Annotated in this window: 17 protein-coding genes; 6 read left to right on the top strand and 11 right to left on the bottom strand. The window is 69.9% G+C overall.

Annotated elements, in window-relative coordinates:
- Position 1: 1 nt before the first annotated feature.
- From lpxA to pyrH, 10 genes are all read right to left on the bottom strand, one after another.
- A complete protein-coding gene (gene lpxA / locus V7Q31_RS04690; RefSeq protein ID WP_333832519.1) occupies positions 2 to 790 on the bottom strand; it encodes an acyl-ACP--UDP-N-acetylglucosamine O-acyltransferase in 789 nt (262 codons plus the stop codon).
- The gene (gene fabZ / locus V7Q31_RS04695) at positions 787 to 1278 is read right to left on the bottom strand and encodes a 3-hydroxyacyl-ACP dehydratase FabZ (RefSeq protein ID WP_333832520.1); all 492 of its coding nucleotides are present in this window, start codon (positions 1276 to 1278) and stop codon (positions 787 to 789) included. The genes lpxA and fabZ overlap by 4 nt, the downstream gene beginning before the upstream one ends.
- A 100-nt stretch (positions 1279 to 1378) precedes the next feature.
- The gene (locus V7Q31_RS04700) at positions 1379 to 1885 is read right to left on the bottom strand and encodes an OmpH family outer membrane protein (protein WP_333832521.1); all 507 of its coding nucleotides are present in this window, start codon (positions 1883 to 1885) and stop codon (positions 1379 to 1381) included.
- Positions 1886 to 1982: 97 nt separating this feature from the next.
- Positions 1983 to 4286, bottom strand: a complete 2304-nt coding sequence (bamA, locus tag V7Q31_RS04705; RefSeq protein WP_333832522.1) for an outer membrane protein assembly factor BamA — start codon at positions 4284 to 4286, stop codon at positions 1983 to 1985.
- A 32-nt stretch (positions 4287 to 4318) separates the two neighbouring features.
- Positions 4319 to 5671: an RIP metalloprotease RseP gene (gene rseP / locus V7Q31_RS04710; protein ID WP_333832523.1), complete on the bottom strand. Its 1353-nt coding sequence runs from the start codon at positions 5669 to 5671 to the stop codon at positions 4319 to 4321.
- A gap of 45 nt (positions 5672 to 5716) precedes the next feature.
- On the bottom strand, positions 5717 to 6874 hold the full coding sequence (gene dxr / locus V7Q31_RS04715) for a 1-deoxy-D-xylulose-5-phosphate reductoisomerase (protein WP_333832524.1): 1158 nt from the start codon (positions 6872 to 6874) through the stop codon (positions 5717 to 5719).
- A gap of 8 nt (positions 6875 to 6882) precedes the next feature.
- Entirely contained in the window at positions 6883 to 7692 is an 810-nt protein-coding gene (locus V7Q31_RS04720; RefSeq protein WP_333832525.1) for a phosphatidate cytidylyltransferase, read from the bottom strand.
- An 8-nt stretch (positions 7693 to 7700) separates the two neighbouring features.
- Positions 7701 to 8435 (bottom strand): polyprenyl diphosphate synthase, encoded by a 735-nt coding sequence (uppS, locus tag V7Q31_RS04725; protein WP_333832526.1) that lies wholly within the window; start codon positions 8433 to 8435, stop codon positions 7701 to 7703.
- 34 nt (positions 8436 to 8469) lie between these two features.
- Entirely contained in the window at positions 8470 to 9027 is a 558-nt protein-coding gene (gene frr / locus V7Q31_RS04730; protein WP_333832527.1) for a ribosome recycling factor, read from the bottom strand.
- 40 nt (positions 9028 to 9067) lie between these two features.
- Complete coding sequence (gene pyrH / locus V7Q31_RS04735) at positions 9068 to 9799, bottom strand: UMP kinase (RefSeq protein ID WP_333832528.1); 732 nt, start codon at positions 9797 to 9799, stop codon at positions 9068 to 9070.
- Between the two features lie 232 nt (positions 9800 to 10031).
- On the opposite strand from pyrH, the gene V7Q31_RS04740 reads away from it, so the two are divergent.
- The gene (locus V7Q31_RS04740; protein ID WP_333832536.1) at positions 10032 to 10589 is read left to right on the top strand and encodes an ActR/PrrA/RegA family redox response regulator transcription factor; all 558 of its coding nucleotides are present in this window, start codon (positions 10032 to 10034) and stop codon (positions 10587 to 10589) included.
- Positions 10590 to 10816: 227 nt separating this feature from the next.
- Here V7Q31_RS04740 and V7Q31_RS04745 read toward each other — a convergent pair whose 3' ends face one another.
- Positions 10817 to 11770, bottom strand: coding sequence for a LysR family transcriptional regulator (locus tag V7Q31_RS04745; protein WP_333832529.1), 954 nt, complete (start codon positions 11768 to 11770; stop codon positions 10817 to 10819).
- Positions 11771 to 11893: 123 nt separating this feature from the next.
- On the opposite strand from V7Q31_RS04745, the gene V7Q31_RS04750 reads away from it, so the two are divergent.
- The 5 genes from V7Q31_RS04750 to V7Q31_RS04770 form a co-directional block, all read left to right on the top strand.
- Complete coding sequence (locus V7Q31_RS04750; RefSeq protein ID WP_333832530.1) at positions 11894 to 12916, top strand: class 1 fructose-bisphosphatase; 1023 nt, start codon at positions 11894 to 11896, stop codon at positions 12914 to 12916.
- A 53-nt stretch (positions 12917 to 12969) separates the two neighbouring features.
- Positions 12970 to 13842 carry a phosphoribulokinase gene (locus V7Q31_RS04755; RefSeq protein WP_333832531.1) on the top strand — a complete coding sequence of 291 codons (873 nt, stop codon included), beginning with the start codon at positions 12970 to 12972 and terminating at the stop codon, positions 13840 to 13842.
- Between the two features lie 66 nt (positions 13843 to 13908).
- Positions 13909 to 15909: a transketolase gene (gene tkt / locus V7Q31_RS04760; protein ID WP_333832532.1), complete on the top strand. Its 2001-nt coding sequence runs from the start codon at positions 13909 to 13911 to the stop codon at positions 15907 to 15909.
- Positions 15910 to 15963: 54 nt separating this feature from the next.
- Positions 15964 to 17043, top strand: a complete 1080-nt coding sequence (gene fba / locus V7Q31_RS04765) for a class II fructose-bisphosphate aldolase (protein ID WP_333832533.1) — start codon at positions 15964 to 15966, stop codon at positions 17041 to 17043.
- Between the two features lie 51 nt (positions 17044 to 17094).
- The coding region (locus tag V7Q31_RS04770) for a RuBisCO large subunit C-terminal-like domain-containing protein (RefSeq protein WP_333832534.1) at positions 17095 to 17758 on the top strand (664 nt) is incomplete at its 3' end.

Here is a 17758-nt window from a genome sequence, read left to right on the forward strand (position 1 = left end):
CTCAGTCGCGGGCGGGCGTGCAGAAGGCGCGCGCGGAATGTTCGGCGATGAAGGCGGCGATCTCGCGCGCGCGCGGCGCGTCGGCATATGCCTCCAGAGCGACTGCCGCGCGTTCGGCCAGCGCCCCTTCGCCCTCGAAGATGTCGCGATACGCTGCGCGGATCGCATGGATTTCGGAATGGGCCACGCCGCGCCGCTTCAGCCCGACGATGTTGAGCCCGGCGAGCCGCGCCCGGTCGCCGATCACCGAGCCGTAGGGGATCACGTCCTTCTCGACGCCTGTCATGCCGCCGACCATCGCGAAGCGGCCGATCCGCACTTTCTGATGCACGGCGCAGATGCCGCCCAGAACCGCCCCGTCGCCGACCTCGACATGGCCGCCGAGCGTCGCGTTGTTCGCCATGATCACGTCCGAGCCGACGCGGCAGTCATGCCCGACATGCACGCCGACCATCAGCAGGCAGCGGTCGCCGACCGAGGTGAGCCCGCCGCCGCCCTCGGTGCCCGGGTTCAGCGTCGCGCCCTCGCGGATCATGCAGTCGGCGCCGACGGTGAGCCGGGTCTTCTCGCCGCGGAACTTCAGGTCCTGCGGCTGGTGGCCGATCGAGGCGAACGGCCAGATCCGGGTGCGCGCGCCGATCTCCGTGTCGCCGGCGACGGCGACATGGGAGTGCAGCACGACCCCCGCGCCGAGAACGACCTCCGGGCCGATCACGCAATAGGGGCCGATCTCGGCGGTGGGGTCGATGCGGGCCCCTTCGGCGACGATGGCGGTGGGGTGGACGCTCATTCCTGCGGCCTCACCCGGCGGCGGTCGCCGGGCGGAATGATCATCGCCGAATACTCGGCTTCCGCGGCGACGTCGTCTCCGACTTTCGCCTGCCCCTCGAACTTCCAGATCTTGCCGCGCCCGCGCACGATGCGGACATGGAATTCCAGCCGGTCGCCGGGCGTCACGAGACGGCGGAAGCGCGCCCGGTCGATCGTCATGAAATAGACGGTGAGGTCCTGGTCCTCCATGCCGAGCGTGTCGACCACGAGGATGCCGGCCGTCTGCGCCAGCGCCTCGACGATCAGCACGCCGGGCATGATCGGCTCGCCGGGGAAATGGCCTGCGAAATGCGGGGCCTCGGCGCGGACGTCGAGCACGCCGACGGCGCTCTCGCCCTTGCGGATGTCGCGCACCTCGTCGATCAGCAGCATCGGGTCGCGATGCGGGATCATCCGCTTGATGCGCGCCAGATCCGCATGCCCCGCCTGTGTCGTCGCCGCCTCCACCGCCTCTCTCCCGCAAATCCCGCCGCGCGGCCCCCGCGCCGCGTCAGGCCATCAAGCAAAGACCGCCCGCCCGGTCAAGGCGCTCAGACATTTGCAGCGGTCATGGAGCGCCGCCCCCGGGCGCTGCCGCCGCCTCCGGCGGCGGCAGCAGCTCGAGCGCGCGCTGCGCCGGATGCGCCGCGTCGAGCCGGTCGACGAGCGCCTCCGTCGCGTCGCGTTCGGGGGAAGCGGCCAGCACGCGCCGCGCGTCGAGCGCCACATCCGCGTCGAGCTCGGCCATCACCGCCTGAAGTTCCGGCAGAGCGAGCCCGCGCAGCGCCTCCCGTGCGGCGCTGAAGCGCGACTGCAGCGAGGCCGAGATCTCCTGCGCGCTCCGCCGGGCGCGCCGGACTCGCTGGTCGAAATCGCGCACCCGCTCGTCGAAATCGGCGCGGGGCAGGGTGTCCTTCAGGGCGGTCAGCTCGGCTTCCTCGGCTTCGAGCGCCGCCTTGAGCGCGTCGAGCGTCGCGCGCGCCTCTCGCCGCTCGTTGCGCTCCAGCGCGTCGAGCGCCCGGCCCGCCTGCGACTGCGCGAGCGCGGCCTCCCAGTCCACCACGATGAGGCGCATCGCTGCGGGAGCGTCCGCGAGCGGCTGCGCCGGGCCCGAGCCCGGCGAAGCCGCAGCGAGCGCGAGCGCGAGCGCTGCGGCTGTGCGGCGTGGACCCTTAGAAGCGCGTCCCGACCGTGAAGCGGAAGAACTCATCCTTGTCGCCCTCCTCGTCCACGACCGGGTAGGCGAAGTTGAGACGGAGCGGCCCGAAGCCGGTCTCCCAGAAGAGGCTCGCCCCGACCGTCGCGCGCAGTTTGGGGTCGTCGTCGACCGTCGTCCCGCCGACGGTCGTGCTGTCGAGGCCCCAGATCGTGCCGACGTCGCTGAACACGCCGCCATAGATGCCGAATTCCTCCGGCAGGCCGAGCGGGAACGAGACTTCCGCCCGCGCGACGGCGAAGTTGTTGCCGCCGAGCGCGTCATCGGTGGTCTGGTCGCGCGGGCCGATGCCGTCGCGCTCGAAGCCGCGGAACTGGTCGCCGCCCAGGAAGAACCGGTCGGTGATGCGCAGATCGTCGCCGAAGGTGGTGATGTTGCCGGCTTCTACTTCGACCGAGGCGATCACGTCCTCGTCGAAGAAGGAGGTGAAGGCGCGCGCAAGAGCCGTGGTGCGGACATATTGCGCATCTCCGCCGACGCCCGCGAAATCTTGGCCGAAGCGCAGCAGATAGCCCTGCGTGGGCTCGAGCGGGTCGTTGCGGCGGTCGTAGCTGTAGGTGTAGCCGAGCGAGGACGTCAGCGCGTTGCCCTCGTCGACCTTGATGAACTCCGACGCGTCGTCGCGGACGTCGCGGATTTCGTCGTCGCTGATGCGGTAGCGCAGCTCGAGCCGCCCGAATTCCGACGTCGGGAAGGACACCGAAGGCTCGAAACCGACATTGGTCTCCTCGAAGGAGCTCTCGTCGCTTCGGTCGTCCTGACGAACGTAGAATGTGAAGCCGGTGTTGAGGTCGCGGTCGAGGAAAGCCGGCTCGCGGAAGGTCAGGTCGACCAGCTGGCGGTCGCCGGAGATGACCGCGCGCGCCCGGACGAACTGGCCGCGTCCCAGAAAGTTGCGCTCGGTCACCGACACTTCGCCGACGACGCCGTCCGAGGAGGAGAAGCCCGCGCCGAAGCTGATCGAGCCGGTCGAGCGTTCCTCCACCTTGACGCGGATGGTGCTGCGGTCGTCGGTGGCGCCGGGCTCGGTGGTCACCTCGACCTGCGAGAAGAAGCCGAGCGCGCGGATGCGGCGGCGGGCCTCGTCGAGCTCGCGGCTGTTGAAGGCGTCGCCTTCAGCGATGCGGAACTGCCGCCGGATCACGCGGTCGAGCGTGCGGGTGTTGCCCTCGATCTCGATGCGCTCGACATAGACGCGCTCGCCCTCGATCAACTCGTAGACGACGCCGATGGTGAGTCCTTCGGGGTCGCGGATCGCGCGGGGGATCACACGGGTGAAGGCGAAGCCTTGCTGACCCGCGAGAAACACCATGCGGTCGATGTTCCGCTCGACGACGGACGCGTCGTAAGTGTCGCCGGGCTCGCCGTCGATCAGCGCCTCGAAGGCCGCCGGGTCGAGCGCGGGGTTGGTCGTGGAGACGCTCTGTTCGCCGAAGGCGTAGACCGGGCCTTCCTCGATGGTGAAGGTGATGAAGAAGCCGTCGCGCTTGGGCGACAGCTCGGCCACCGCCGAAAGAACCGTGAAATCGGCGTGCCCGCGCGAGAGGTAGAAGTCGCGCAGCAGCTCCTTGTCGAATTCGAGCCGCGCGGGGTCGTAGATGTCGGAGCTGATCAGCGCGCTGAAGATGCCCGATTCGGAGGTCTCGATCACCCGGCGCAGGCGGTAGTCCGAGAACACCTCGTTGCCGACGAAGGCGATCGAGTTCACGCCGGTCACCGGGCTTTCGTCGATCTCGAACACCAGATCGACGCGGTTGTCGGGCAACGCGATGATCACCGGCTCGACGGTCGTGCCGTAGCGGCCGAGCTGGCGGTAGATCGAGGAGATCACCTGCGCGTCGGCCTCGGCCCGCGAGCGGGTGAACGGGCGGCGGGGGCGCGAGGTGATCGCCGCCAGCAGCTGCTCGTTCGAGATCTGGCCATTGCCCTCGAAGGCGATGCGGTTGATCGAGGGGTTCTCCTCGACCCGCACGACCAACTGCCCGCCATCGACCGTGATGTCGGCGTCGCTGAACAGACCCGTGTCGAACAGCCTGCGCACCGAGGCGTTGAGCGCCTGCGCCGTCACCGGTTCGCCGGGTTCGAGCGCGAGATAGGAGATCACGGTCGCCGTCTCGATGCGCCGGTTCCCGATGACGACGATGTCGCCGCGCGCCCCGGCTCCCGCCGTCCCGACGCCCTGGGCCGAACTCGGGGCCGGCGCCGCGAGCGACGCGAGGATCAGGCAGGCCGTCAGAAGGCGGGCGAGGGCGTGGGTCATGCGATCCGGTCCGGCTCGGGCGCGCTGGGCGGTCAGAGGCGCGCGATGTCGTTGAAGGTTGCGAAGATCATCAGCGAGAGCACGAGCGCAAGGCCGATTCCGTTTCCGATCTCCATCCATCGCTCGCGCAGCGGCCGCCCGGTCGCCTTCTCGATGGCGTAAAACATCAGATGGCCGCCGTCGAGTATCGGAATGGGGAAGAGGTTGATCAGCCCGATCGAGGTCGAGAGCACCGCCACCAGTCCGATGAAAACCACGATCCCCTGATCGGCGGCGTCGCCCGAGATCTGGGCGATGCGGATCGGGCCGCCCAGCACCTCGTCGGCGGGCTGGGCGCCGACGACCACGTCGCGGATGCCGGTCAGCGACAGATCGACGATGGTCCAGGTGCGCTCGACGCCGACCGCCAGCGCGCTGAGCGGGCCGACCGACTCGATCAGCGGCTGGACCTCGGTCGCCGATTTCGTGATGCCGATCAGCGGGCGCGTCACGGTCTCGCCGGTCGCGGGGTCGGCGGCCTCGCGCAGCTGCGGCGTCAGCGAGACCGTCAGCGTCTCCTCGCCGCGCAGGGCCTCGACGGTGAGCGGCCGGCCTTCCGAAGCGGCGACGCGCGCCTGCAGATCGGCGAAGCCGCCGAGCTGCGCGCCGTCGATCGCCACGATCACGTCGCCGGCGCGCAGTCCGGCTTCCTCGGCCGCGCCGCCCGGGGTGAGGCCGTCGATGCGGGCGGGGGCGGCGAAGGTGAAGGCGACCTCGCGCTCGACGCCGTCGCGCAGCAAGACCGCGCGCGCCTCGCGCCCCTCGACGCCGCGGAGCGCTTCGAGAAGCCCGGCGAAATCCGCCACCGGCGCGCCGTCGATGGCGCGCACCTCGTCGCCGGGGGCGAAGGCGGCGGCGAAGGACGGGTCGGCGTCCTCGGCGATCGCGCCGATCACCGGGCGGGGCGAGGCGGCGCCCTGAACCATCGCCATGACGGCGAAGATCGCGATGGACAGCAGGAAGTTGGCGAAAGGCCCCGCCGCGACGGTCGCCGCCCGGCGCTCGACGCTCGCCGTATGGAAGCTGTGCGCCCGCTTCTCCGCAGGCAGCGCCGCGATGGCGGCGTCGTCGCGCGCGGAGGAAGACGCGTCGGCGTCGCCGTAGAACTTGACGTAGCCGCCGAGCGGCAAGGCGGAGATCTTCCAGCGCGTGCCGCGGCTGTCGGTCCAGCCGATCAGCTCCTTGCCGAAGCCGACCGAGAACACGTCCGCCCCGATGCCGCACCAGCGCGCGACGATGTAATGGCCGTATTCATGCACCGCCACGACGATGCCGAGCACGAGGATGAAGGGAATGGCCGCCGCCAGCGTCGGGCCGATCAGCGGGAGTTCCGCGAGAAAAGACATCACGCCTCCTGAGCGCTGCGGTCAGGCCGCCATCCGGCCGCCACTTCAAGCCGCTGCGGCGCAGATCGCCTTCGCCGCGCGGCGCGCCTGCGCGTCGAGTTCCAGCACGGCCTCGAGCGTCGCAGCCTCGTTATAGGGTGATAGCCGCTCCATCGCCCCCTCCACAATGCGCGCCATGTCGAGAAAACCGATCTCGCCGGCGAGAAACGACTCGAGCGCCACTTCCTTGGCGCCGTTCAGAACGCAGCCCGCCGAGCCGCCCGCAACGAGCGCCTCGCGGGCGATCCGCAGCGCGGGGAAGCGGACCTCGTCGGGCGCGCGGAACTCCAGCGCGCCGAGCGCGGCGAAGTCGAGCCGCTGCAAGGGCAACGCCGCGCGGTCGGGCCAGCTCAGCGCATAGGCGATGGCGCCGCGCATGTCGGGGGGGCCGAGCTGGGCCAGCACGGCCCCGTCGGCGTAGCCCACCATCGAGTGGACGATGGATTGCGGATGGACGATCACTTCGATCTGGTGGGGCGCGGCGTCGAAAAGCCAGCGCGCCTCGATCATCTCCAGCGCCTTGTTGAACATGCTGGCGCTGTCGACCGAGATCTTGGCCCCCATGCTCCAGTTCGGATGCGCGACCGCCTCGCGGGGGGTGGCGGCCTCCATGCGTTCGAGCGGCCAGTCGCGGAACGGCCCGCCGGAAGCGGTGAGGATTATGCGCTCGGGCTTCGCCGTGCGTTCGAGCACCTGGAAGATCGCGCTGTGTTCGCTGTCCACGGGGATCAGCGTGGCGCCGCCCGCCGCGATCTCGCGCAGGAACAGCGCGCCGGCGGAGACGAGGCACTCCTTGTTGGCGAGCGCGACCGTGGCGCCGCGGCGGGCGGCCTCCAGCGTCGGCGCGAGGCCCGCGGCGCCGACGATGGCGGCCATCACCCAGTCGGCGGGGCGGGCGGCGGCCTCGCGCACGGCGTCGGCTCCGGCGGCGGCCTCGACGCCCGAGCCGGCCAGCGCCGCCTTGAGGTCGGCGTAGCGGGCGGGGTCGGCGGTGACGGCGAGGCGCGCGCCGAGGCGGCGGGCCTGCTCGGCCAGAAGGTCCACATTGCGCGCGCCGGTCAGCGCCTCGACGGCGAAGGCCTCGCGCCCGCCGAGCCGCTCCAGAACGTCGAGCGTCGAGACGCCGATCGAGCCGGTCGATCCCAGAACCGTCACCGAGCGCATCGCGTTCCTCACCATGCGAAGACCGGGGCGCCGCGCGCGAAGGTCGCCGCCGCGACGACCAGCGTCGCCGCGCAGAACCCGTCGAGTCGGTCGAGCGCGCCGCCATGACCGGGGATCAGGGCGCTCGAATCCTTGGCGCCGAAGCGCCGCTTCAAGGCCGATTCGGCGAGGTCGCCGCCTTGCGCGACCAAGGCTGCGGCCGCCGAGACCGCGCAGACCTGCTCGACATAGGTCCCCGTGGTCAGAACCGAGAACAGCGCCCCGACCACGAAGGCCAGGGCAATGCCGCCGCCGAGCCCCGCCCAGGTCTTTTTCGGGCTGACCTCAGGCCACAGCTTCGGCCCGCCGATCAGTCGTCCCGCGAAATAGGCCCCGACATCGGTCGCCACCACGACAGCGCCGATCCAGAGCGCCGTCGCAAGCCCGAAACCCTCGAGGTCGCGCAGGGCGACGAAGGCGACCGCGGCGAGGCCGACGGTCGCGAAGCCCGCCAGCCCCCAGCCCGGCGCGCGCCGCGACGCCAGATCGGCGGCGGCGAAAGCCGCCGCCGCGCAGGCCAGCGCCGCGATGGCGACCGGCGCGCTCCACAGATGCGCCGCCAGCGCCGCCGCCCCGACCGCCGTCGCGTAGAGCGGCGCGTCGCGCGCGGTCGGGGCGGTCAGAAGACGGAACTCCGCCGCCGCCGCCGATCCCGCGAGCGCGGCGAACATCGCGGCGGGCGCGCCTCCGACCACGATCAGCGCGAGCGCCGCCGCACCGATGGCGGCGCCCCAGACGGCGCGTTGACGGAGGTCGGGAAAGCTCGCCACCGCGCGCATCGCCGCGCTCAGGCGCGCACGGCGCCGAAACGGCGCTCGCGCGCGCCGAAGGCCGCCAGGGCGCGGGCGAAGGCGTCGCGGTCGAAATCGGGCCAAAGCTCCGGCGCGAAGACGAATTCGGCGTAGGCCGCCTGCCAGAGCAGAAAGTTGGAGATCCGCTGCTCGCCGCTGGTGCGGATCACGAGGTCGAGTTCGGGCAGACCGGCGGTCTGCAGCGCGGCCTCGAAGGTCGCCTCGTCGACCTCGGCGGGGTCGCGCGCGCCCCGCGCGGCGTCGGCTGCAAGCGCGCGGGCGGCGGCGAGGATGTCGGCCCGCCCGCCGTAGTTGATCGCCATCACGACGGTAAGCCGCTCGCCGAGCGCCGTCCGCTCCTCGACGCCGGCCATCAGCGCGCGGATGTCGGGCGCGAGCGCCGCACGGTCGCCGATGAAGCGCACCCGCACGCCCTTTTCGGCCAACTCCGCCGCCTCGCGCCGCAGGTACCGGCGGAAGAGCTGCATGAGCCCGTGCACCTCGTCGGGCGGGCGGCGCCAGTTCTCGGTTGAGAAGGCGTAGAGCGTCAGCGTCTCGACGCCGAAATCGGGGCACGCCTCCACGACCCCGCGCAGCGCCTCGACGCCGCGGCGATGGCCTGCGAGTCGGGGCAGGCCGCGCTTGGCGGCCCAGCGGCCATTGCCGTCCATGATCACCGCGACATGTCGCGGGACCATGCGCCTTGGCGTCGGATCGGCGCCGTCTGGCATCGCGCCTCCAGTTCCGCAGGTCTGACGCAGCGCGTCAGACCTGCATGATCTCAGCCTGCTTGTGTTCGAGCGCCTCGTCGATCCGCTTGATGGCGGCGTCGGTCAGCGCCTGGATCTCGTCATGATACAACTTGCGTTCGTCTTCCGAGACGCCGTCCGCCTTCTTCACATGGTCCATGCCGTCGCGGCGCACGTTGCGCACGGCGACCCGGGCTTGCTCGGCGTAGCTGGCGGCGACCTTTGTCAGCTCGCGCCGGCGCTCCTCGTTGAGCTCGGGGATCGGCAGGCGCAGGATCGTCCCGTCGACGACCGGGTTGATGCCGAGGCCGGAGGCGCGGATGGCCTTCTCGACCTTGCCGACCATCGCCTTGTCCCAGATGTTGATCGACACCATCCGCGGCTCGGGCACGTTGATGGTGCCGAGCTGATTGATCGGCGTGTTCTGACCGTAGGCCTCCACCGTGATCGGGTCGAGCATGCTCGCCGAGGCGCGGCCCGTGCGCAGCGAGGCGAATTCCGTGCGGAGCGCGCCGATGGCGCCGTTCATCCGCTTCTCCAGATCGTCCAGATCGATGTCGAACGTGTCGCTCATGGGGACTCAACCTCTACGCGGGGCGATGTTCGCCGCAGCCTCACGGGTGGACAATGGTGAACTTGCCGACGCCGCCCAGAACCGACGCGAAACCGCCCGCCTCATGCAGCGAGAACACAACGATCGGCAGCGCGTTGTCGCGCGCCAGCGCGATCGCGGAGGCGTCCATCACCTTGAGGTTGCGGCGCAGGACTTCGTCATAGGTGATGGTCTCGAAACGGGTCGCGCCCTCCTCGCGGCGCGGGTCCTTGTCGTAGACGCCGTCGACCTGCGTGCCCTTGTAGATGGCGCTGCATCCCATCTCCATCGCCCGCAGCGTGGCGGCGGTGTCGGTGGTGAAATAGGGGTTGCCGGTGCCGGCGGCGAAGATGCAGACGCGGCCCTTCTCGAGATGGCGGATCGCGCGGCGGCGGATGTAGGGCTCGCAGACCTGATCCATCGGGATCGCCGAGATCACGCGGGTGTGGATGCCGAGCGCCTCGAGCGCGGCCTGCATCCCGAGCGCGTTCATCACGGTGGCGAGCATGCCCATGTAGTCGGCGGTCGCGCGCTCCATCCCCTGCGCCGAGCCCGAGAGGCCGCGGAAAATGTTGCCGCCGCCGATCACGAGGCAAAGTTCGTAGTCCAGATCATGCGCGCGCTTCACTTCGGCGGCGATGCGCTGGACGGTGGGCGGATGCAGGCCGAAGCCCTGATCGCCCATCAACGCTTCGCCGGAGATCTTGAGCATCACGCGCTTGCGGTCGCCCGGTGCGGCTGGCGCGTCGGTCATGCTGGCGGTCTCCGGTCCACGCGGCGGACGCGCCCTGACGGCGGCGCGCGCTCCGCTTACCTCATCACTGCGCCGCTGCACAAGGCGCGGGCGCCCCTTGACGCCCGAACCCGTTCAAGGCCCCACATCAGATCGCGCGGCGGAATTGACAGACCCTTTAACCCGACACATAAACGCAAGAATATGTCGCGCTTCAGTGCGCACCGACAACTTCATCTGGGGGGCTTCGGCCATGGACGACGGCGCGATGCGCGATCTGGGGGCAGACCGCTCCCTGATGATCGTGGACGACGACGAACCCTTTCGCAAGCGGCTCGCCCGCGCGATGGAGAAGCGCGGCTTCGATCCGGTCGTCACCGCCGAAAGCGTCGCCGAAGGTCTCGCCAATGCGCGGTCGCAGCCGCCGGCCTATGCGGTGATCGACCTGCGGCTCGAGGACGGCAACGGCCTCGACGTGGTCGAGGCGCTGCGCGAAGCCCGGCCCGACAGCCGCGTCGTCGTGCTGACCGGTTACGGGGCCATCGCGACGGCGGTGGCCGCCGTGAAGATCGGCGCGACCGACTATCTGTCGAAGCCCGCCGACGCCGACGACGTCGAGGCGGCGCTGCTCTCGCAGCCCGACGACAAGCCGGTGCCGCCGGAAAATCCGATGTCGGCGGATCGCGTGCGCTGGGAGCATATCCAGCGCGTCTTCGAGCTGTGCGACCGCAACGTCTCCGAGACCGCCCGCCGGCTCAACATGCACCGCCGCACCCTGCAGCGCATCCTCGCCAAGCGTTCCCCGCGCTGAGGGGCGTCCGGCGCGGATCGCCTCTTTCGCCGAACGAAAAAAAGCGCCGGGGTTCGCCCGGCGCGCCAGTTCAACAGGGAGGAGGATCGAGGGGCCGCCTCGACACAGTCGCCGCGGCCCCTCGATCCGACCCTCTTTTCGCCCGGCCCCGCGACCGATTCCTTGATCCTGCTCAAATCTGATTGCCTGAATCGCATTTTCTCGGGCGTCCGCGAACCCGGCGCGGATCAGGGCGCCTCCGCGCGCAGGCAGCGCTCGGGGATGGCCGGCAGCACGCTGTCGCCGAGGCAGACTACGAAGCGGCGCAGGGTCTCTCCGGCGGGCGTCAGTTCGGCGTCGGCGCGGTGGATCAGGAACCAGCGGCGCATGATCGGCAACCCGGCGGCGCGCACCACTTCGAGCCGTCCGCTTTCAAGTTCGGGCGCGACCGTGTGCGCCGATATCACCGCGACGCCGAGCCCCGCGATCACCGCCTGCTTGATCGTCTCGTTGGTGCCGAGTTCGATCGACTTCCACGGCCTCCCGTCGCCGATCCGGTCGAGATAGCGCTCGGTGAGGATGCGCGTGCCCGAGCCCGGCTCGCGCAGCAGGAAGGTCTCCTCCAGCAACGCCTCGACCGGGGCCTCGCCGCGGCGCGTCAGCGGATGGCCGGGGGGCGCGATCATCACATAGGGATGCGCGCCCAGCACGTCGTCGCGCACCGCCGGCGCGCGGGGAGGGCGGCCCATTATCGCCAGATCGACCGATCCCGCCGTCAGCGCCTCGATGATCTCGGCGCGGTTGCCGACCGTGAGGCCGATCTCGACCCCGGGCAGCGCGGCGCGCGCCTGCGCCACGAGCCCGGGCGCGAAATACTTGCCGGTGCTGACCACGCCCAGCGCGACGAACCCGGCGTGGCCCGCGTTCAGCGCCTCGATCCGGCGGAAGCACAGGGCGAGCGCGGTCTCGACGCGCTGGGCGGCGGCCAGCAATTCGAGCCCCTGCGCCGTTGGCGCGTTGCGGCCGTCTCCGCCCCGGCGCATCAGCGCGGCGCCGATATTCTGCTCGAGCGTGCGCAGCTGAGTCGAAATCGCGGGCGGCGTGACCGACAGCGCCTCGGCCGCCGCGGTCAGGCTGCCGGTGCGCACCAGCGCGGCGAGGGCGCGCAACTGCTTGAGGGTGATCGCTTTCTCGTGAACCATAGCTTTCCTTAACGCGACTGAGGAATTTTTCAATTTTCTTTTTTCCCGTTTGAGCGCAGTAGAACCCTCAAGACGGTCCGCAGCAGAGGCCGGGCGGGGAAACGACAGAAGGGGAGACCGGCCATGACGCAGTCGGCGCCGACGCTTCGCGACCACCTGAACACTGACCCGAATTGCCCGCCGGCGCTGGCCGCGGCGCTTGAGGCGGTTGCAGCGGTCTCCGCGGACATCTCGACGCTCATCGGGCGCGGCCCGCTCGGCGGCGCGCTCGGCGCGGCGGTGGGCGAGAACACCGGCGGCGACCAGCAGAAGGCGCTCGACGTGATGGCCGACGACGCCTTCGCGGCGGCGCTCGCCCAGACGCCTGTGCGCTGGTTCGCCTCCGAGGAGCGCGACGCGGTCGAGGAGCTGAACCCGGCGGGAACGCTCGCGCTCGCCATCGACCCGCTCGACGGCTCCTCCAACATCGACGTCAACGTCTCCATCGGCACGATCTTCTCGATCTTCGAGGCGAAGGACGACCGCGACGCGAGCTTCCTGCGCCCCGGGACCGAGCAGATCGCCGCCGGCTATGTCGTCTACGGGCCGCAGACCGCGATGATGCTGACGCTCGGCGCCGGCGTGCTGCTCTTCGTGCTCGACCGCGAGGCGGGCGCGTTCCGGCTGGCCGACGCGCATCTGACCATCCCCGCGGCGGCGACCGAATTCGCCATCAACGCCTCGAACTACCGTCACTGGTCGCGCCCGATCCGCGCCTATATCGACGATTGCATCGCCGGCGACGAAGGCCCGCGCGGCAAGAACTTCAACATGCGCTGGGTGGCGTCGCTGGTGGCGGAAACGCACCGCATCATGATGCGCGGCGGCGTGTTCCTCTATCCCGGCGACCAGCGCAAGGGCTACGAGCGCGGGCGGCTGCGCATGGTCTACGAATGCGCGCCCATCGCCTTGCTGGCCGAGCAGGCGGGCGGACAGGCGACGGACGGCTGCGACCGCATCCTCGCCCAGACCCCCGACCGGCTGCACGCCCGCACGCCCTTCGTCTTCGGCTCCGCCGACAAGGTCGCCCGCGTCGCCGCCTATCACGACCTGCCCGAAAGCGAGATATCGCCGCTCTTCGGCAAGCGCGGCCTGTTCAGCGCCTGAACCGGCGTCGCATCGCGGGCCAGACCAAAGAAAAGCGCCAAGGGGGACGCGCCATGAGCAAGAAGCATCCGATCATCTCCGTCACCGGCTCCTCGGGCGCCGGGACCAGCACGGTCAAGCACACGTTCGACCAGATCTTCCGCCGCGAAGGCATCAAGTCCGTCTCCATCGAGGGCGACGCCTTCCACCGCTACAACCGCGCCGACATGAAGGCGGAGCTTCAGCGCCGCTACGACGCCGGCGATTTCGGCTTCAGCCATTTCAGCTTCGACGCCAATGTGCTCGACGAGCTCGAGCGGGTGTTCGACGAATACGGTCGCACCGGCAAAGGCCGCACCCGCACCTATGTCCACGACGCCGCCGAGTCCGCCGAGCGCGGCGTGCCGCCGGGCGAGTTCACCGACTGGCGCGCCTTCGAGGACGGCTCCGACCTGCTGTTCTACGAAGGGCTGCACGGCGCGGTGAAGACCGACGGCATCGACATCGCCGGCAAGGCCGACCTCAAGATCGGGGTGGTGCCGGTCATCAATCTCGAATGGATTCAGAAGATCCACCGCGACCGCGCCCATCGCGGCTACACCACCGAAGCGGTGACCGACGTGATCCTGCGGCGCATGCACGCCTATGTGCACTGCATCTGCCCGCAATTCACCGAGACCGACATCAACTTCCAGCGGGTGCCGGTGGTGGACACCTCCAACCCCTTCACCGCGCGCTGGATCCCGACCGCCGACGAAAGCCTCGTGGTGATCCGGTTCAAGACCCCGCGCGGCATCGACTTCCCCTACCTCGTCTCGATGATTCATGGCAGTTGGATGAGCCGGGCGAATTCCATCGTGATCCCCGGCAACAAGCTGGACCTGGCGATGCAGCTGATCCTGACCCCGCTGATCATCCGCCTGGTCGACCATTCACGCAGGGCCTGAGGCGACCAGCCCGCCGCCCAGAGCCCTCAGCGCGGCCCGACCGCGCGCCTGACACGGGAGCCGACCATGAACATCCACGCCGACGCCGCCGCCCAGAGCCGGGAAGCGCAGATGGCCAACGCGATCCGCGCCCTTGCGATGGATGCGGTGCAGAAAGCCAAGTCGGGGCATCCCGGCATGCCGATGGGCATGGCCGACGCCGCGACCGTGCTCTTCAACCGCTTCATCTCGTTGGACCCCGCCGCCGCCGGCTGGGCCGACCGCGACCGCTTCGTGCTGTCGGCGGGCCATGGCTCGATGCTGCTCTACGCGATCAACCATCTGCTCGGCTATCCCGACATGACGATGGACCAGCTGCGCAACTTCCGCCAGTTGGGCTCGATCACCGCGGGCCACCCCGAATACGGCCATGCCCTCGGCGTCGAGACCACCACCGGCCCGCTCGGCCAGGGGATCGCCACCGCCGTCGGCATGGCGCTCGGCGAGCGGATGCTGAACGCCCGCTTCGGCGACGCGCTGGTCGATCACTGGACCTATGTGATCGCGGGCGACGGCTGCCTGATGGAGGGGATCAGCCACGAGGCGATCGACTTCGCCGGCCATCTCAAGCTCGGGCGGCTGATCGTGCTGTGGGACGACAACGACATCACCATCGACGGCTCGACCAAGCTCTCGACCTCGACCGACCAGCTCGCCCGCTTCGCCGCCTGCGGCTGGCATGCGCAGCGCGTCGACGGCCATGACCGCGACGCCGTCGCCGCAGCCATCGAGGCCGCCCGCGCCGACCCCCGCCCCTCGCTGATCGCCTGCAAGACCATCATCGGCTTCGGCGCGCCGAACAAACAGGGCAGCCACGACGTGCACGGCGCGCCGCTCGGCGACGCCGAGATCGCGGCGGCCCGCGAGACGCTCGGCTGGCGGCATGCGCCCTTCGAGATCCCCGGCGAGGTCTACGACAGCTGGCGCGCCATCGCCGCGCGCGGCGCCGCGCATCACGGCGAATGGAGCCAGCGCCTCGCCCAGTCGCCCCAGCGCGAGGCGTTCGAGACCGCCCACGCGGCGCCGGACGCGAGCGCGCTCAAGGCCGCGATGGCGGAATATGTGGCGAAGCTGAAGGCCGACGCGCCCAAGGTCGCGACCCGCAAGGCGTCGGAGATGGCGCTGGAAGTGGTCGCCGCCACGCTGCCCAACCTCGCCGGCGGCTCGGCCGACCTCACCGGCTCGAACCTCACCCGCACCAAGGCGATGAAATCGGTCGTCCCCGGCGATTATTCGGGCGACTACATCCATTACGGCATCCGCGAACTCGGCATGTCGGCGGCGATGAACGGGCTGGCGCTGCATGGCGGCCTCGTCCCCTATGGCGGCACCTTCCTCGTCTTCACCGACTACGCCCGCCCGGCGATCCGGCTTTCGGCGCTGATGGGCCTGCGCGTCGTCTATGTGATGACGCATGACAGCATCGGTCTGGGCGAGGACGGCCCGACGCATCAGCCGATCGAGCATGTGGCGTCCTTGCGCGCCATGCCCAACCTGATGGTGTTCCGCCCCGCCGACGCGGTCGAAACGGCGGAGGCGTGGGAAGTGGCGTTGCTGGCCGACGCCACGCCGTCGATCCTCGCTTTGTCGCGCCAGAATCTGCCTACGTTGCGTCGCGAGGAGGGGGCCGAGAACCTCACCGCGCGCGGCGCCTATGTCCTGCTCGAAGTCACCACCGGCAAGCGCGACGTGACGCTGATCGCCACGGGCTCGGAAGTCGAGATCGCGCTGGATGCCGCGGACATGCTCGCCGAGCAGGGCGTGAAGGCGGCGGTGGTCTCGGCGCCCTGCCTCGAACTCTTCGCCCAGCAGGACGACGCCTATCGCGCCCGCGTTCTGGGAACCGCCCCGCGCGTCGCGGTCGAAGCCGGGATCGGCTTCGGCTGGGAGCGCTGGATCGGCGACGGGGGCCGCTTCGTCGGCATGACCGGCTTCGGCGCTTCGGCCCCGGCGCCCGACCTCTACAAGCATTTCGGCGTCACCGCCGAGAAGGTCGCCGAGGCGGCGCAAGCCTGCCTCGCCGGCTGATCCACGCTTTGGGCGGCCTTCCGGGCCGCCCGCACCCACCGACAGGAGACGGACATGGCCCGAATCACGCTGCGACAGCTTCTCGACCACGCCGCCGAGCACGGCTACGGCGTGCCCGCCTTCAACATCAACAACATGGAGCAGGGGCTCGCGATCATGGAGGCCGCGAAGGCCACCGACGCCCCTGTGATCATCCAGGCCTCGCGCGGCGCCCGCGCCTACGCCAACGACATCATGCTGGCGAAGATGATGGAGGCGCTTGAGTTGATCTATCCGCAGATCCCGCTCTGCATCCATCAGGACCACGGCAACAACGTCGCGACCTGCCTCTCCGCGATCCAGAACGGCTTCACCTCCGTGATGATGGACGGCTCGCTGAAGGAGGACGCCAAGACCCCCGCCGACTTCGACTACAACGTCAAGGTCACCGGCGAAGTCGCGCGGCTGGCCCACATGGTCGGCGCCTCGGTGGAGGGCGAACTCGGCTGCCTCGGCTCGCTGGAGACGGGCGAGGGCGACGCGGAGGACGGCCACGGCTTCGAGGGCAAGCTCGACAAGTCCATGCTGCTCACCGACCCCGACGAGGCCCGCCGCTTCGTCGCCGAAACCAAGGTCGACGCGCTGGCGGTGGCCATCGGCACGAGCCACGGCGCCTACAAGTTCACCCGCAAGCCCACTGGCGACGTGCTGGCGATGGACGTGATCGAGAAGCTGCACGCCGTGCTGCCCGACACGCATCTGGTGATGCACGGCTCCTCCTCGGTGCCCGAGGAATGGCAGGCGGTGTTCAACGCCAATGGCGGCGAGATGCGCGAGACCTATGGCGTGCCGGTGGAGGAGATCGTGCGCGGCATCCGCAACGGGGTGCGCAAGGTCAACATCGACACCGATCTGCGGCTCGCCGGCACGGCGGAGTTCCGCCGCATCGCGACGCAACAGAAGTCCGAATTCGACCCGCGCAAGTTCCTCAAGCCGGCGATGGAGGCGATGAGCAAGGTCTGCCGCGACCGCTTCGAGGCCTTCGGCACCGCCGGAAACGCCAGCAAGATCAAGGTCGTCCCGATGTCGGAGATGGCCAAGCGCTACGCCAGCGGGTCGCTCGACCCGAAGATCGCCGCGGCGAAGGCCGCCTGACCGCAATCGCGGCGAAGGCCGCATGACGCAACCGACAGAGAGGGAAACGCCATGAACGAGCAGAACAAGACCGAGCTCAAGGGCAAGGAACGCTACAAGGCCGGCGTGCTGAAATACGCCCAGATGGGTTACTGGGACGGCGACTACGAGCCCAAGGACACCGACCTGATCGCGCTGTTCCGCATCACGCCGCAGGACGGGGTGGACCCCATCGAGGCCGCCGCGGCAGTGGCGGGCGAAAGCTCCACCGCGACCTGGACCGTGGTCTGGACCGACCGCCTCACCGCCTGCGACCAGTACCGCGCCAAGGCCTATCGCGTGGACCCGGTGCCCAACACCCCCGGCCAGTATTTCTGCTACGTCGCCTACGACCTGATCCTGTTCGAGGAAGGCTCGATCGCCAACCTCACCGCCTCGATCATCGGCAACGTGTTCAGCTTCAAGCCGCTCAAGGCCGCGCGTCTGGAGGACATGCGCTTCCCCGTCGCCTATGTGAAGACCTACAAGGGCCCGCCCACCGGCATCGTCGTCGAGCGCGAACGCCTCGACAAGTTCGGCAAGCCGCTTCTGGGCGCCACCACCAAGCCGAAGCTCGGCCTTTCCGGCAAGAACTACGGCCGCGTGGTGTATGAGGGCCTCAAGGGCGGCCTCGACTTCATGAAGGACGACGAGAACATCAACTCGCAGCCCTTCATGCACTGGCGCGACCGGTTCC

The sequence above is a fragment of the Rubrimonas sp. genome, from assembly GCF_036788415.1.
Classification (GTDB): Bacteria; Pseudomonadota; Alphaproteobacteria; order Rhodobacterales; family Rhodobacteraceae; genus Rubrimonas.